General features: G+C 51.7%; 16 protein-coding genes. 6 read left to right on the plus strand and 10 right to left on the minus strand.

The annotated features are described in order from the left end of the window. Nucleotides 1-41: 41 nt before the first annotated feature. From Q8W32_RS10085 to Q8W32_RS10100, 4 genes are all read right to left on the minus strand, one after another. Nucleotides 42-605, minus strand: a complete 564-nt coding sequence (locus Q8W32_RS10085; RefSeq protein ID WP_305414782.1) for a nucleoside 2-deoxyribosyltransferase — start codon at nucleotides 603-605, stop codon at nucleotides 42-44. A gap of 101 nt (nucleotides 606-706) precedes the next feature. Then, entirely contained in the window at nucleotides 707-1,642 is a 936-nt protein-coding gene (locus Q8W32_RS10090) for a stomatin-like protein (protein ID WP_303433093.1), read from the minus strand. Nucleotides 1,643-1,755: 113 nt separating this feature from the next. After that, a complete protein-coding gene (locus Q8W32_RS10095; protein ID WP_305414783.1) occupies nucleotides 1,756-3,399 on the minus strand; it encodes an alkaline phosphatase in 1,644 nt (547 codons plus the stop codon). Between the two features lie 188 nt (nucleotides 3,400-3,587). After that, nucleotides 3,588-3,947, minus strand: a complete 360-nt coding sequence (locus tag Q8W32_RS10100) for a hypothetical protein (RefSeq protein WP_305414816.1) — start codon at nucleotides 3,945-3,947, stop codon at nucleotides 3,588-3,590. On the opposite strand from Q8W32_RS10100, the gene Q8W32_RS10105 reads away from it, so the two are divergent. Further along, entirely contained in the window at nucleotides 3,876-4,148 is a 273-nt protein-coding gene (locus Q8W32_RS10105; protein ID WP_303434931.1) for a type II toxin-antitoxin system Phd/YefM family antitoxin, read from the plus strand. The genes Q8W32_RS10100 and Q8W32_RS10105 overlap by 72 nt on opposite strands. Before the next feature lie 28 nt (nucleotides 4,149-4,176). Further along, the gene (locus Q8W32_RS10110; RefSeq protein ID WP_305414813.1) at nucleotides 4,177-4,401 is read left to right on the plus strand and encodes a Txe/YoeB family addiction module toxin; all 225 of its coding nucleotides are present in this window, start codon (nucleotides 4,177-4,179) and stop codon (nucleotides 4,399-4,401) included. Nucleotides 4,402-4,440: 39 nt separating this feature from the next. Here the strand turns inward: Q8W32_RS10110 and Q8W32_RS10115 are convergent, their stop codons facing one another. Continuing rightward, the gene (locus Q8W32_RS10115) at nucleotides 4,441-5,376 is read right to left on the minus strand and encodes a hypothetical protein (protein ID WP_305414784.1); all 936 of its coding nucleotides are present in this window, start codon (nucleotides 5,374-5,376) and stop codon (nucleotides 4,441-4,443) included. A 670-nt stretch (nucleotides 5,377-6,046) separates the two neighbouring features. On the opposite strand from Q8W32_RS10115, the gene Q8W32_RS16610 reads away from it, so the two are divergent. The 4 genes from Q8W32_RS16610 to eutB all read left to right on the plus strand — a co-directional run bounded on the left by Q8W32_RS16610 (nucleotide 6,047) and on the right by eutB (nucleotide 11,950). Further along, on the plus strand, nucleotides 6,047-6,379 hold the full coding sequence (locus tag Q8W32_RS16610) for a transposase (protein ID WP_370693679.1): 333 nt from the start codon (nucleotides 6,047-6,049) through the stop codon (nucleotides 6,377-6,379). Nucleotides 6,380-6,530: 151 nt separating this feature from the next. Continuing rightward, nucleotides 6,531-7,901: a M17 family metallopeptidase gene (locus Q8W32_RS10120; protein ID WP_305414785.1), complete on the plus strand. Its 1,371-nt coding sequence runs from the start codon at nucleotides 6,531-6,533 to the stop codon at nucleotides 7,899-7,901. A 399-nt stretch (nucleotides 7,902-8,300) separates the two neighbouring features. Next, nucleotides 8,301-9,737, plus strand: a complete 1,437-nt coding sequence (locus tag Q8W32_RS10125; protein WP_303434742.1) for an ethanolamine ammonia-lyase reactivating factor EutA — start codon at nucleotides 8,301-8,303, stop codon at nucleotides 9,735-9,737. Between the two features lie 2 nt (nucleotides 9,738-9,739). Next, complete coding sequence (gene eutB / locus Q8W32_RS10130) at nucleotides 9,740-11,950, plus strand: ethanolamine ammonia-lyase subunit EutB (protein ID WP_305414786.1); 2,211 nt, start codon at nucleotides 9,740-9,742, stop codon at nucleotides 11,948-11,950. A 157-nt stretch (nucleotides 11,951-12,107) separates the two neighbouring features. Here eutB and rplQ read toward each other — a convergent pair whose 3' ends face one another. From rplQ to rpsM, 5 genes are all read right to left on the minus strand, one after another. Beyond that, nucleotides 12,108-12,515 (minus strand): 50S ribosomal protein L17, encoded by a 408-nt coding sequence (rplQ, locus tag Q8W32_RS10135; protein ID WP_303434740.1) that lies wholly within the window; start codon nucleotides 12,513-12,515, stop codon nucleotides 12,108-12,110. A 31-nt stretch (nucleotides 12,516-12,546) separates the two neighbouring features. Further along, the gene (gene rpoA / locus Q8W32_RS10140) at nucleotides 12,547-13,548 is read right to left on the minus strand and encodes a DNA-directed RNA polymerase subunit alpha (protein WP_303434739.1); all 1,002 of its coding nucleotides are present in this window, start codon (nucleotides 13,546-13,548) and stop codon (nucleotides 12,547-12,549) included. A 21-nt stretch (nucleotides 13,549-13,569) separates the two neighbouring features. Continuing rightward, entirely contained in the window at nucleotides 13,570-14,190 is a 621-nt protein-coding gene (gene rpsD / locus Q8W32_RS10145) for a 30S ribosomal protein S4 (protein WP_303434738.1), read from the minus strand. A gap of 12 nt (nucleotides 14,191-14,202) precedes the next feature. Next, nucleotides 14,203-14,592, minus strand: coding sequence for a 30S ribosomal protein S11 (gene rpsK, locus Q8W32_RS10150; protein WP_094059483.1), 390 nt, complete (start codon nucleotides 14,590-14,592; stop codon nucleotides 14,203-14,205). A 79-nt stretch (nucleotides 14,593-14,671) separates the two neighbouring features. Further along, nucleotides 14,672-15,028, minus strand: coding sequence for a 30S ribosomal protein S13 (gene rpsM, locus Q8W32_RS10155; protein WP_303434737.1), 357 nt, complete (start codon nucleotides 15,026-15,028; stop codon nucleotides 14,672-14,674). Nucleotides 15,029-15,086: the final 58 nt, after the last annotated feature.

Genomic DNA, 15,086 nt, shown 5'->3' on the forward strand with positions numbered 1-15,086 from the left:
TGAGTTTCCTTGTAGTAGGGTGATTAAGGCGAGCAAGGTGGTCACGCCAGCTGCTGCAACAAACGTTCAAATGCCGTCAGGTCGGTATAACGTGTCGCCTCGCTGGCGGCGTGACTGATAAACGTCCCGGCTGACTGACGGATGCCACCTTCGATCATCAGGTTATCGTGCAGACCAAATTCTTCTATTTTTAATCCGTCCCGATCACGAATATCGCCCTCCGGGCCTGGGACTGGCTGTCCGGCAGGGCCAAATTGCGACCAGCTGCGAGCCAGAAAAGAGGCAGGATCATTGCTGTAGCCTGACAGCCGTTTTCCCAGCCCGCGCGCCAGACCCAGCTCGTATACCGTGCCCACATCGGCACTGGGGCCACGGAAAGGCGTCAGGTTGGCAATCAGGATATCCGCTTGCCGGATCAGCGCTTCGTTGCCTCGGCTGATCGCCCAGGGTAATTCATCGGGGTCCGGACTCTGGACTTCCGCATCCAGAGGAAACAGGCCGATAAAACCGTAACGCTGGCACAAGGCTTTCTTGGCCATTCCCAGTTCGACAGCATCGGCTAAAAATACTTCTGGCCCGGCAAGGTAAATTACAGCAGTGGTCATGGCAGCATCTGATTGGTGATATTAGTGGTATTGGTGATAAGTGGGGATGGTGGCGGCAAAAGCCGTCCGGCACAAGATGCCTGACGCCGACGCGGTATTTGCTAGCCCTTGTTCAGGCTGTTGATAATCGTAGTGGCCGTTGCCACCATGCTGCTGGCATCGGTGCCGCTATCGGGCAGCAAGACAACAGACGATTCCTTGGCAATGGCGTGCTTGGCCTCAATGGCCTTGGAAGCCAGCTCCAGCTGGATCGCTTTTTGGCCATCCTCGGTATTGGCAATATCACCAACCATTTTTAATGCCATGGCACGGGCGCGCGCCACAGCCACTATAGCCTGGGCTTCACCTTCGGCCTGCAGCATCTGTTCTGCCTTGTCGGCTTCTGCCGCCAGTACCCGCGCCTGCTTCTCACCCTCGGCCACGTTAATGGCTGACTGGCGATCCCCTTCGGATTCCAGAATCTGGGCACGCTTGACCCGCTCGGCTTTCATCTGCGCTTCCATCGACTGCATCACCGATTGCGGCGGCACAATATCCTTGATTTCGTAACGCAGTACCTGGATACCCCAAGGCTCGGCAGCTTCGTTAATGGAGGTCACAATATTGATGTTCAGCAAGCTGCGCTCTTCAAAGGTACGGTCGAGCTCCATCTTGCCCAACTCGGAACGCATGGTGGTTTGCGCCAGCTGAGTCACGGCAAACACATAGTTATCGACGCCGTAAGTCGCCTTGTACGGATCCAGTACCCGGAAATACAACACGCCATCAACGCTCAGGGTAATGTTGTCGCGGGTAATCGCCGACTGGCTGGGGACATCCTGCGCTTGTTCCTTGAGGCTGCGGTCGGCGGCTACCCGATCGATAAAGGGCACAATAAAGTTAAGGCCAGCCTCTTTGGTGGAGTGGTATTTGCCAAATCGCTCAATCAGCCAGGCCCGGTTTTGCGGTACAAATTTAATGCTGCTGCGCACCAGTACCAGCACAAACACCAAGACAATAGCTTCGACCGAAAAAACCAGCGAGAAAAGTGAATCCATGATGGACATCCTGTGTGAAGAAGACCTGTATTCTGAGGCGGCTCTTACACTCGGCGCAAGCGCTCAACAAGCATTTGTGCCAGTGAGTGCCAACAAGGTGATACCGTTCTGGATCAGAGTGCCCCACGCTCGGTATGGTTCGCCAGCACACCATCCAGGTGGTTGTAGCGCTGTTTCCAGTGGCGCAAAAAGGCCAGATCATCGGCAAAGGCCGGTGCCAGAGGCTGCGCAGCCTTGGCCTGGGTAATCCCCTGCGCCGGTTGTAACTGGTTACTGCCTTGTGGCACTTGCAATGCCCGCAGGCAATCGCTGCTGTAGCGATGGCTATCGATATTATCGACCACCCACCATTCCGCTTGCAGACGGTCGTGGGTAATGTCCAGCAACACATAACCGCGGAAGTAAAAATTCACAAACGCCAGATGCGGCAGCAGGGCTTCCAGCGAGGCAGCGGCCATCTGCGCCTGGGCATAACTCTCGATACCCGGCGAAGTGACTGCCGGTGTCACAAACTCCACCCCCAGTGGTTTGCCCGTCTCCGCCGCAAACGGATTCTGATACAACTCAAACGCCCAGGATGAATGAATATCCCCGGTGAGCACCACCCAGTTATCGACATTGGCCTGACTGACGGCATCAAACAGGCGTTGACGGGCAGCAGGATAACCATCCCACTGGTCGTAATTGAAGGGCATATCATTGGTGCCCAGCTGGGCCACCATGACTTGCTGACCACTCAGCTTCCAGGTCACTCCCTGTTGCTGGGCGTTGGCGAGATTGGTGTAGAGCCACTCTTCCTGGGAGTAACCCAACAACGTACGACCGGGCAAGTTGCGCTCTTCCATCGACTCGGCTTGGGCATCACGCCCGGCCAGCCGGGTGTCCAGCATGCTCAGGTCGACCAGATCCCCAAACCGGAAGCTGCGATAGATCCCCATCTCCGGTTGCGACGGTTCACGGATTGGCATCCACTCCAGATACGCCTGCACCGCACCACTCAGACGTGAACGCCAGTCGCCCTCGCTCTCGATATCGTGGTTGTCGGCCCCACCCGTCCAGGCATTATTGGCCACTTCATGGTCATCCCAAATCACCAGAAACGGATGCTGGCGATGCACTTCCTGCAAGTCCTTGTCCTGCTTGTAGCAAGCGTGGCGCTGGCGATAATCCTGCAACGAACGAGTCTCATGCAAAGGCACGTTAATACGGCCACTGTGCAGACAATCGTCAAGATCAGCGTATTCATAGATATAATCGCCCAGGTGCAAAATGGCATCGAGATCGGCCCGCTGCGCCAGCTCCCGATACACATTGAAATAACCTTTGGCAAAGTTGGAGCACGAGGTGTAGGCAATACGCAAATGCGCCACCGACCCTTCCGGCAAGGTTCGGGTGCGGCCGACATCGGAGTAATGGCCGTCGGCCTCGAAGGCGTAATAATAAGTAGTGGCCGGTTGCAAACCGCCAACATCCACCTTGACGGTAAAATCACGGCTGGCATCGGTAAACCCGGTTCCTTCCTGCACGACCTGCTGCAGCTGCGGATCCGTGGTTATCAGCCAGCGATAGGAAATACCAAACGCACTCCCGGTCGTCGTGATACGCGTCCACAGCAAGACCTGATCGGTCAGCGGATCGCCACTGGCGATGCCATGCTGGAACGGGTAAGGCGTACGTTTCCCACCCGGCTTGACTACCGGGGCAAACAGGCTGGTACTGGCGCTGTCCAACAGGAACTCCCGACGAGTCAGGGCCATGGTCTCTCCGCAACAAATCTCATCAGCCGGATTAAGCCGTTGACCGATGACAACCCGATGGCCAGCCCTTGACGTTCATGTTGCGATTTAGAGTCAGATAGATGACAGCGGTAGTCGACTGAGATTGATAGGGTAATACCCTTGGCCTGCAAACCGCATGATTTTCAGAAAAATAACCCGGCTGGCAATCACATGATGCAGAGCATATTCGCAGGTATCCGGCTTTCTTTTGGGGCAGCAGCTGCACAGAGTTTTTCAACGTCGATCACACTCATAAAAATCTGGCTGTCATCGTCATTTTTGGCCCTGTTTTTATGAATATGGATCATCTCGCTGACAAGGATTTCACCGCAAGCGGACTGTGTGGTGGCAGAATAAACCGAAAAGCACGTAATGGAAAAACCGTCAGACTGATTTGCCTTGCGAGAGCCTCCCTTGTAAAGTTGTACGGAATTCCCGTACATAATAGTGACTATATGGATACCATAAGCGTAAACAAATTTCGAGATAACCTGAAAAGCGTTGTAGAACAGGTGGTTAGCAGGCATGAACCCTTGAAAGTTACCCGTAGAGCTGGCGAGGACTTTGTCGTTTTGAGCGCTGAAGACTGGGAGCGTGAGCAAGAAACTCTGTCCGTTCTGCAAAATCGTGATCTGATGCAGCAAATTGCAGCCTCTCTTGAAACCCACAAACATAGCCAAGGCTATAAACCGACCAAAGAGCAGATGGATGAGATCACTGGTATTTGAGGGGAACACCTGGGAGGCATATGAGCAAATGCGGGAAAAAGACAAGAAACTGCATAAAGCCCTATGTAAAACTCTGAAAGAAATGCTTCGCTCTGACAACCCATCTTCTGGCTTGGGGAAACCAGAGCCTTTAAAACATAATCTTTCCGGGTTTTGGTCGAAGCGAATATCCCAGAAGGATCGATTGATATATAGATTTGATGATCATTCTATTTATATATTCGCCATTGGCGGGCACTATGATCAGCCCTAATGAAGCTGTGATGGTGACACAGAACTATGAACACCCTCATCATCCTTGGCATGTCAGTTCTCCTAATCTTTCGGCCGCAATCAATTTTGCTCCAGTTGTGTATTCCATTCTTATAAACGCAGCAAATCTATCTTGACTCGCCATGGATAATAGCTTTAGTGCATATACAAAATTTGGGTTTGCATCTTTTAGACAGTCTAACGCTCTTCGGTAGTTAACTGTGGCAGTGAAAAACCTTTCTTCGTTGTCCGGGTTTTCGATCATTTGCATAACCGAATTTGCCAGCCTATAGGCTCCGGTTTTTATTTCGTAATCATCTATATTTGAATAAATAAAGTATTCAAGGTCATCATAAACTCCATCGACATCTTGATCTTTATCTGATATTGAATCTTTGCTTTCATATGGCTCTGGAGTGCTGTCTATATGTATGGTAACTAGCTTGGGGTACCATATTGTCACTCCTCCCCAGAAAATCTTCTTTTTTTCCCACGTTATTGATCGCTTGGTATATGAGTTTTCTATCTTATAAATATCTATGTTTCGATTATCTAGAGTCTCAACGTAAACATTATCAAAGTCGATACTTGTTTTGATGAGTGCGAAGTTGTTATTGGAGTCCTCTTCTTCATCGTTATGAATGCCTAATTCAGGCCGTCTGTCATCCAGCCAACTTCCAAATTGCACTGCTGCATCTTCTGCGTCAGCTAGTTCATCCCGGACAGTGTCTTCAGCATCTGCCAATTCATCTCGGACGGTATCTTCAGCGTCTGCCAAATCATCTCGAACAGTATCTTCAGCGTCTGCCAAATCATCTCGAACAGTATCTTCAGCGTCAGCAGCTTCTTCTCTCACAGAACCTTCTAAATCGGCGAGAGGATCTGTTATCGGAGAAAATTCAATACCAAATCCAAATGATTGGCCGGATATTAGTAGCAATATTGCCAAGTAGAATATTATGTTTTTTTCATGCATCACTTTCCTTTGTTGAGTTTATAATCTTATAATTAATTTTATTCCGAATTCGTCATCCCTTGTTGGACAAGCTATTTCAATGTTGAATATTATTTTTGGTTCAGCTTGCCTTTTATGTATTAAATTTTGTAAACACTAGTGCGCTGGATTTGTTGGTAAAACTTATGATTTTGATACGTTTTTGCTTGTGAGAATGGGTGGCTACTTTAAATGACATTAAAAATAATTCGACAATCTTAATCTGAAGTGACTTTTTTGCAGAAAAGGATGAGTACCTATTATTATTTATAAAACAATAGGTCGAATTGATACTAACACAACACAGGATATACATCAGACAGAGTTTTGCCTGAAGTAATAGTCCATTCCATAAGATATTTTTCTGTGATTTGTTAATTATTGTATGAGTAGTGGTTATGTGCATTCCTTGCGCTTCAATTCCTGTCAGATAATTCCTTGCAGCCCTAAGATATTATGACTGAATGGTATTGATCAATTGATTTACATCAAGTTGGTTATGAAAATGCCGCTTATTAGCTCAATAAACGACATTTAATTCGTCGTCCCTGCAAAACCTTCGACGCCAGCATTCAACAGCCTTACACGCCTGTTGCGCCCGGAGCTGCTTGACCCCAGGCATGAACTCGTTCAGCTCAGTCAACGTATCGACTTGTCGAAACTTGAGCGTCACTGCCAGAGTTCTTACTGCTCAAACAACGGACGCCCTGGATCATCGTCCCGATTAATCATTGGCCTGACACTCCTGAAACACATCTACGCGCTATCGGATGAACACTGCATCGCCCGCTGGGTAGAACCCCCCTACTGGCAGCACTTCTGTGGCGAGCAGTATTTCCAACATCGACCGCCGATTGATCCCAACGTTCGGGCGTTCGACCGAGGGTACCGGGGAGCGCAGCACGACAGTTGTATAACCGGTCTGCATCAATCATTAAAAGAAAGGCGCAGATGGCTTATCCAAAGGCTGCTGACGAGGCTGTAAAAAAGTATTTTCGAAAGGCATTTCCTCGCCATATCCAAAATGACTACCACAATGCTCCAACCAACATCGCAGCCCTCGAATTCCCGTTCGATACTGGTTAATCTGGTGAGCAGGTTTACTGTTTCTACTCTTGTTTCTACAGGTTGTTGCCATGTCGATTGTTGCTTCTCTCTCCTCCCTTGCCTCTGGGCACGCCACCACGCCACTGACCTTGCTGGCCAAATCCGAATTCGAACCCTGGTTGCAGCAGCAACCTGCGGCCAAAGACTGGCTTGAAGCCAGCCATTATTCCGGAACGGGCACCGCTTTGATCCCGCAACCCCAGGGCGGTTGTCTGGCGCTGTATGTGTGTGAATCTCTGGATGACCCTTTTGCCTGTGGCGAGTTGTCTGCCAGTTTGCCAGCAACGGATTACGTACTGACGGAAGATGCCAGCGCAGAACGCTTGCTGAATATCGCTTTTGGCTGGGGAGTGGGCGCTTACCGCTTTACTCGCTACAAGGAGAACAGCAAGCCCCAAGCCCGGCTGCTGCTCGACGATGCCAGTCTGGTCGATAAGGCCAACCAACAGATCGACGCTATCAATCTGGTGCGAGATCTGGTGAATACTCCGGCTCAGGATATGATGCCGGCACAGCTGTCGGAGGTTACCCGGTCTTTGGCAGAAGAGTTTGGTGGCCGGTTTGAGGAAATTGTTGGCGACGACCTGTTAACACAGAACTACCCCATGATTCATGCCGTTGGCCGCGCCAGTGTGCACTCACCCCGGTTGCTCGATGTGCGTTGGGGTAATCCTGATTCCCCTGCCGTTACTCTGGTTGGCAAAGGCGTCTGTTTTGACAGCGGTGGCCTGAACCTCAAGCCGGGTAACTATATGCGGCAGATGAAAAAAGACATGGGGGGTGCCGCTCATGTATTGGGGCTGGCCCGGATGATTATGTCATCAGGTCTCGATATCCATTTGCGTGTGCTGATTCCTGCAGTCGAGAATGCCGTCAGCGGCAATGCGTTCCGCCCCGGCGATATTCTGCCGACTCGTAAAGGCCTGACGGTCGAAATCGATAATACCGATGCCGAAGGTCGTCTGGTCTTGTGTGATGCCCTGGCGGAAGCCGAGTCAGAACACCCGGAGCTGATGATCGACTTCGCCACTCTGACGGGAGCCTGTCGAGTTGCGCTGGGCACTGAGCTGCCAGGGTTTTTCTGTAACGACCGTTCGGTCGCGCGAGCCTTGTCCGATGCCGGGGAAGCCGCAGCAGAGCCGGTATGGCAACTGCCGTTACACAAACCTTATTTTGAATTTATGAAAAGTGAGATTGCTGATCTGGTGAACGGCGCTTCCAGCCCTTATGGCGGCGCGATTACTGCCGCGCTGTATCTGCAAGCGTTTGTTGAGAACACTCCCTGGGTGCATTTTGACATTATGGCCTGGAATCTGCGCAAACTGCCCGGTCGCCCGGTCGGTGGTGAGGCCATGGGCGTACGCGCCGTTTTCCAGTATCTGAACGAACGTTATTCCTAAACGGCTCCGATACACCGATACCCGGTGCGTGCATTCTGTCCGGGGTTATTCGGGTTATTACCGCCCTGTAAAAGAGCAACCCGCTCTGCCCTGTGCCATTTGTTATGGCACAGGGCACGACTTTCTGGCATTACCGGGCGGTATCTTGCCTTGCCAGCCCTGATGCGCTGGTCAGATTGACCTCGCGCCGATGGCAGAATCCAACCGCCAACCTGACCCAAGCCTTTGATATTCAAGCCGTTCTCCCATGTCTGCCACACTGGCTGAGGTGTTTTGTATCCTCTACGACCTTTTTTCGGCTCCAACGTCATTTTTCGTCAACTTGGCGTGAGAATTGAATATTCCTTTGAGGAATTTTTATTTCAAGAAGATCCAGATATCACAGCAATCAGGACATTTATGACGCCTACCCGACCGGACGCTGTTCGCCTGCTTGGGCTCGATTTCGGCTCCACCACATCCAGTATGATGGTGGCGGAAGTCAGCCTTGGAAAACACAGCGTCAACGGCCGGATGACCTATACCAACCCTGTCCTGATCTATCGCTCGCCAGCCTGCTTTACGCCGTTCAAGAACCAGCAAATCGATACCGATGCCCTGCTACAGCAATTATCACACTGGATGCAGCAGGCTCAGCTGGAACAGTATCCGGCGCACACGGGAGCCGCACTGATCACAGGGCTGGCAGCCCGCAGTGACAATGCCCGGGTGCTCAGTCAGCTGATTGGTGAACGGATTGGTGACGCCTTGATTGCAACTGCCGATGATCCCGGTCTGGAATCCTGGATGGCGTTTATGGGCAGCTGCCAGTTACTGAGCCGTTATCACCATAACCAGCCGGTGCTGAATCTTGATATTGGCGGTGGCACCACCAATCCGGCTTTGGGCCTGTCGGGCGACGTTCAATGCTGCGGTTGTTATTACATTGGCGCTCGCCATTTCCGCTTTGAGCCTGGCAGCTATCGATTAACCGGTCTTTCCCCTTACGGCCGTGAGTTATTGCGGCAGTTGGGTGTCCGCGAGATACCGGCGGTGTTCGAGACTCATCTGTGCCAGCGTATTGTGCAGTGGATGGTGCAGAGCCTTGAGCAGATTGTGCTCGGCAACGAAGCCACCATTGATGATGGTTTCCGCCAGCTGGCACTGCTGAATCCAGATGGGCCACAGCATCATGCCAGCCCGCTGGTGACGTTTTCCGGCGGTGTCGGGGAATTGATTTATCACTTTCTCGATCACGGCAGCTGGCCAGCCACTACCGCTTATGGGGATTTGGGGATTGATCTGGCCCGGGCAATAGTTGCTTCCCCGATTCTTTCACGCTCTTTGTCGGTCCGCCCGGACAGCGCCGGTCGGGCAACGGTATTGGGGCTGACCTTGCACAGCTCGGATATTTCCGGCACCAGTCTTTATATCAGTAACGCGGCGCAACTTCCTCTCACCGATTTGCCGCTGTTATCCCATCTGTCGCTGGATGCCAGTCAGGAGACGATCAATCAGGTCATACGACTGGCTCAAGGCTGCCAACGCGGTGCCGCCATCCGGGTTCGTTGTCTCTCGAGCGAAACGGATTTGCCGCTGATCAAACGGTTTGCCCAGCGGCTGAACCACGCCAGGGATAGCACCTGCTTACTAACACAAACCCCATTGGTACTGTTGCTGGAAAACAACATCGGCAAGACCCTGGGAAATTACCTGAGCAACTGGGGCCAGCGCCCGGAACCACTGCTGGTGATTGATGAAATTCCCGACCGACAGGCACAGTTTATTCATGTCGGTCGACCACTGAAACAAGTCATACCAATATCCTTTTTCGGTATGAGTCAGGAGGCTAGCTGATCATGTCTGTTTTTTGTCCAACCCCGACCCAACATATTCATGTCCCTGCGGTGGCAGAGCCCCAAACCTACGATATTTTGTTGATGCAAAAGCGCTATCGCTTTCGCAATCTGGCGCATCTGCTCGGAGCCGCTGACGTCAGCAAGGCCGGAGATCGTATTGCCGGACTGGCCGCCGCGGATGAAATTGAGCGCGAAGCGGCCCGCACCCTGTTGTCTCAACAGACATTGCAGCATCTTTACGATACTCCGCTGACCGATGCCGAAGGCCGCATCGACAGCGTGATGCGGATCAACTACGACATCGATATGGCTATCTTCGCCACCTTGCGCCATATGACGTTAGGGCAGCTGAAGGATTTGATGCTGGCCAGCAAGGGGCCGCGTATCCGGGAACTGGGCACCGCCCTGACTGGCGTAATGGTCGCGGCTGTCACCAAACTGCTCGATGTCCATGAGCTGATCCTTCTGGCCAAGCGCTTGAAGCACGGCGCTTCGGCCCAGGCTCGTACCCGTGTTGGTTTGGCTGGTACCTTGTCTTCACGCCTGCAGCCGAATCACCCGACCGACAACCTCGCCGGGATCAGCTTGCTGACCTACGCCGGGCTTTCCATGGGTGCCGGAGACGCTTTGCTTGGCCTGAATCCGGCGATTGATACTGTTGATAATATCAGCGCCGTTTTACACCACCTCGACAAATTGCGTCGCGAAACCGGAGCGCCAACACAAATTTGTGTGTTGTCTCATATCAAGACCCAAATGGCCTGCCTGCAAGAAGGTGCACCGGTAGAGATCATCTTCCAGAGTCTGGCAGGTACTGAGCGAACACTGACCGATGAATTTGACGTCACTGTCGAGCTGCTGGATCAGGCTTGTGCCTTGATGCAAACCCACGGGCCGCTGCGTGACACCGGGGCCGAGAATGTTATGTACTTCGAAACCGGCCAGGGCAGTGAGCTGACTTACAACAAGCACAATGGTCTCGATATGGCCACCTGTGAAGCCTTGTGTTATGGCCTGGCCCGTCGTTACCGTCCTTTTATGGTGAACAATGTCACTGGCTTTATTGGCCCGGAAACCCATCTCGATAACTTTGAGATGACCTACAGCTGCTTGCAGGATCACCTGATGGGCAAGCTGATGGGCTTGCCGATGGGCATGGCCCCCTGCTTTACCCTGCACTCCCAGGTGACTGCCGAAGGTCAGCAAATGGCAACCGAGTTGCTGGCTGCCGCCGGTGCCAATTTTTTTATGGACGTCTATTTGGGCAACGATCGTATGCTCGCCTACTTTGATACCAGTGGCCATGACGATCAGACCCTGCGCGAGATTCATGAACTCGAGCCTGCACCGGAGTATCTCAGCTGGGCGATGGATAAAGGTATTTTTGTCCGCGATGAAGACGGTGGATTGGAACGTGGCCCCAACTGGGGTAAACCAGAACAGTTCTGTGCATCAGAAAGTGACTACCAACGTTTGCTGGAATCGGTTCCGGCAGCTTATGGCTTTGATAATGCCGGGCCACGACCGAGCAATCAGGTGGCGCGCACGCTGAGAAGTAACCAGGCGGTGGCGCGAGAAGCGATCTATGCCGACCTCAACGTCAAACAACTGACGGATACGCTGGGGTTTCGGCAACTGGTTACCCGTGCCGACTCCCGGGAAATGCATTTGTCCAACCCGGAAACCGGCTCTTATCTCGATACTCATTGTCGCCTGAGCCTGTCGCCGGAATTTACCGATGTCCAGATTCTGGTTACCGATGGACTCAGCGCCGAAGCCGTACACCACAATATCGAACAGCTGCTACCGGTGTTGCAGGACGGCTTGCAAAGCCGGGGATATCACTGTGGCCAAACCATCGTATGCCAATACGGCCGCGTCAAGTTGGCTGAAGATATTGGCCGCTCACTGCAGTCGCAACTGGTGATCAACCTGATCGGGGAACGCCCTGGAGGCGATGCCATGGCGTCCAGAAGCCTGTCGGCTTATCTGGCTTATCGGGTGGCTGATGACCAGCGTCCACAAGCTGCCGCGTTCAGTGGTAATCCGGATATTGAGTGGGAATACAGTGTGATTTCCAATATTTATCAGAAAGGATTACCGGCAACGGAAGCCGGTTCGGTAATCGCCGAAAAAGCAATCCAGATTCTGACTCACGGCGCTGCCGGAAATCGTCTTGAATCGCTGTTAAAGCCGCATGCTGCTGCCTGATCCAGTCTGCGCTAACTCACTGCGCTGACCCGGTCTGAGCCAGCGCTAGCTGCGCCAGAAAAGGATGTCTGGCTTCAGCAAGTGGCCACTGCCTTGTATAAACAGCAGGCATAAAAAAACCCGCTCGAAAGCGGGTTTTCAGGAAGAACAGCCGATATTACTCAGCTGCATCATCCTTTACTTCTTCAATCTCTTCTGCTTCAACAACTGGACGATCGACCAGCTCTACATACGCCATAGGCGCAGCATCACCAGAACGGAAACCGCATTTCAAAATACGGATATAACCGCCTGGACGAGCTTGGTAACGAGGACCGAGTTCGTTGAACAGTTTACCAACAGCTTCTTTGCTGCGGGTACGAGAGAACGCCAGACGACGATTTGCAACTGAATCTTCTTTAGCCAGAGTGATCAGTGGCTCAGCAACGCGGCGCAGTTCTTTCGCTTTTGGCAGAGTCGTTTTAATGACTTCATGTTCGAACAGGCTCACCGCCATGTTTTTCAACATGGCTTGGCGGTGTGCGCTGGTACGATTGAAGTGACGACCACTTTTACGATGACGCATGGTTTAATTCCTTACTAACTGAACGCTCAGCTTACGCAAGCACTTTGTCGTCGTTACGGAGGCTGGCAGGTGGCCAGTTCTCCAGATGCATACCCAACGACAAGCCACGGGAAGCAAGAACGTCTTTGATTTCAGTCAGAGACTTTTTACCCAGGTTAGGAGTCTTCAACAGCTCAACTTCTGTACGCTGGATCAGATCGCCGATGTAGTAAATATTTTCTGCTTTCAAACAGTTGGCGGAGCGGACGGTCAACTCCAAATCGTCGACAGGACGCAGCAGAATCGGATCAATTTCTTCCTCTTCACGTACCTGTTCAACAACTTCATCATTCTCAAGATTGACAAAGATAGCCAGCTGTTGCTGCAAGATGGTCGCGGAACGACGGATCGCTTCTTCCGGATCAATGGTGCCATTGGTTTCCAGATCGATAACCAACTTGTCCAGGTCAGTACGTTGTTCCACACGAGCGCTATCGACGCTGTATGAAACCCGCTTGACCGGGCTGTAAGTGGCATCCAGCTGAAGTTTACCAATTGCCTTGGTTTCCTCATCATTCTGGTAACGAGATTCGACGGTTTCATAACCGCGACCTGAAGCGACTTTGATCGTCATCTTCAGCTCGGCACCTTCACCCAAATGGGCAATGACGTGGTCCGGGTTGACAATGTCAACACCATGATCCAGTTGAATATCGGCAGCTGTAACCGTAGCCGGGCCGGTTTTGGCCAGGGTCAGGTTCGCTTCGTCACGCTCATGCAATTTGACTGCAACGCCTTTCAGGTTCAGCAGGATTTCAATAACATCCTGTTGAACACCTTCAATTGCGCTGTACTCGTGCAATACGCCGTCGATTTCACACTCGACAATGGCTGCACCCGGCATTGATGACAGCAAGATACGACGCAGGGCTGCGCCCAGAGTGTGACCAAATCCGCGTTCCAGAGGCTCAAGAGTGACCTTGGCATGGGTACCGCTAACTTCGTCTACCTGGATGTTACGAGGTGTCAAAAATTCATTAACTGCACGCTGCATAGCTGCCCTTAAGCTCCTCTATTATTTAGAGTAAAGTTCCACGATCAGGTTTTCGTTGATTTCCGCAGGGAGATCAGCGCGTTCCGGAACATTGGTAAAAGTACCTTCCATCTTGCCAGAATCAACAGAGATCCACGCGCAATCGCTACGTTGACCAGCTAATTCCAGAGCAGTCTTGATACGATCTTGCTTGCGTGATTTCTCACGAATAGCAATAACATCGCCAGTTTGCACCTGGTAAGACGGAATATTAACAGTACGTCCGTTAACGGTGACTGCTTTGTGAGAAACCAGCTGACGCGATTCTGCGCGAGTAGAACCAAAACCCATGCGATAAACAACGTTATCCAGACGGGATTCCAGCAATTGCAGCAGGTTTTCACCAGTCGCACCTTTACGGCGCGCTGCTTCTTTGTAGTAGCTACGGAATTGCTTTTCAAGAATGCCGTACAAACGACGAACTTTTTGCTTTTCACGCAGCTGCAAACCATAGTCAGACAGACGACCACGACCTGCGCCATGAACACCTGGCTTGGTTTCAAGCTTACATTTTGTATCGAGTGCGCGAATGCCGCTTTTCAGGAACAGGTCAGTTCCTTCACGACGAGACAGCTTACACTTTGGACCAATATAACGTGCCATAATTCTGCCTCCTTATACGCGACGCTTCTTAGGTGGACGACAGCCGTTATGAGGAATCGGCGTCACGTCTGTGATGTTGGATATTTTGTATCCACATGCATTCAGCGCGCGAACGGCAGATTCACGGCCTGGACCTGGACCTTTAACTTCAACGTCCAGATTCTTCAGGCCATACTCTTTGGCAGCTTCACCAGCACGTTCTGCTGCCACCTGAGCGGCAAAAGGAGTGCTCTTACGAGAACCACGGAAACCAGAGCCCCCGGCCGTTGCCCAGGACAATGCGTTGCCCTGACGGTCGGTGATGGTCACAATGGTGTTGTTAAAAGAGGCGTGGATATGGGCAATGCCATCCACTACCTGCTTTTTAACCTTTTTCTTGGTTGATCTTTGTGGCTTAGCCATTTTTACAATCCTGCTTTTAATATCAACACTGCAACAAGTGAATGCAGCTACACTAAAAGTCCAATCCGGTAATCAGTGATTACTTACGGATTGGCTTGCGCGGACCCTTACGGGTACGAGCATTCGTTTTAGTACGCTGACCGCGAAGAGGCAGGCTACGACGGTGACGAATACCGCGGAAGCAACCCATGTCCATCAATCGCTTGATGTTCATTTGTACTTCACGACGCAGATCGCCTTCGACCGAAAACTTAGCAACTTCATTACGGATAATGTCCAGCTGGTCTTCGCTCAGAGAACCAATTTTGGTGCTCTCAGCAATGCCTGATGCGGCACAGATTTGCTGGGCAGTGGTCTTACCAATGCCAAAAACATAGGTCAGAGAAATCACTGCATGCTTGTTGTCAGGAATATTGACACCGGCAATACGGGCCATGTCTAACTCCGTTACACTTACTTGATGAAAGGGCGCGAGATACTACAAGTAGCTTGCC

The organism is Oceanobacter sp. 3_MG-2023 (assembly GCF_030688925.1).
GTDB lineage: Bacteria > Pseudomonadota > Gammaproteobacteria > Pseudomonadales > Oceanobacteraceae > Oceanobacter.

Excerpts from the sequence above, each read along its gene's own strand:
- Q8W32_RS10085 (WP_305414782.1), bottom strand. The coding sequence starts at position 605 with ATGACCACTGCTGTAATTTACCTTGCCGGGCCAGAAGTATTTTTAGCC.
- Q8W32_RS10090 (WP_303433093.1), bottom strand. The coding sequence starts at position 1,642 with ATGGATTCACTTTTCTCGCTGGTTTTTTCGGTCGAAGCTATTGTCTTG.
- Q8W32_RS10095 (WP_305414783.1), bottom strand. The coding sequence starts at position 3,399 with ATGGCCCTGACTCGTCGGGAGTTCCTGTTGGACAGCGCCAGTACCAGC.
- Q8W32_RS10105 (WP_303434931.1), top strand. The coding sequence starts at position 3,876 with ATGGATACCATAAGCGTAAACAAATTTCGAGATAACCTGAAAAGCGTT.
- Q8W32_RS10100 (WP_305414816.1), bottom strand. The coding sequence starts at position 3,947 with ATGCCTGCTAACCACCTGTTCTACAACGCTTTTCAGGTTATCTCGAAA.
- Q8W32_RS10110 (WP_305414813.1), top strand. The coding sequence starts at position 4,177 with ATGCGGGAAAAAGACAAGAAACTGCATAAAGCCCTATGTAAAACTCTG.
- Q8W32_RS10115 (WP_305414784.1), bottom strand. The coding sequence starts at position 5,376 with ATGCATGAAAAAAACATAATATTCTACTTGGCAATATTGCTACTAATA.
- Q8W32_RS10120 (WP_305414785.1), top strand. The coding sequence starts at position 6,531 with ATGTCGATTGTTGCTTCTCTCTCCTCCCTTGCCTCTGGGCACGCCACC.
- Q8W32_RS10125 (WP_303434742.1), top strand. The coding sequence starts at position 8,301 with ATGACGCCTACCCGACCGGACGCTGTTCGCCTGCTTGGGCTCGATTTC.
- eutB (WP_305414786.1), top strand. The coding sequence starts at position 9,740 with ATGTCTGTTTTTTGTCCAACCCCGACCCAACATATTCATGTCCCTGCG.
- rplQ (WP_303434740.1), bottom strand. The coding sequence starts at position 12,515 with ATGCGTCATCGTAAAAGTGGTCGTCACTTCAATCGTACCAGCGCACAC.
- rpoA (WP_303434739.1), bottom strand. The coding sequence starts at position 13,548 with ATGCAGCGTGCAGTTAATGAATTTTTGACACCTCGTAACATCCAGGTA.
- rpsD (WP_303434738.1), bottom strand. The coding sequence starts at position 14,190 with ATGGCACGTTATATTGGTCCAAAGTGTAAGCTGTCTCGTCGTGAAGGA.
- rpsK (WP_094059483.1), bottom strand. The coding sequence starts at position 14,592 with ATGGCTAAGCCACAAAGATCAACCAAGAAAAAGGTTAAAAAGCAGGTA.
- rpsM (WP_303434737.1), bottom strand. The coding sequence starts at position 15,028 with ATGGCCCGTATTGCCGGTGTCAATATTCCTGACAACAAGCATGCAGTG.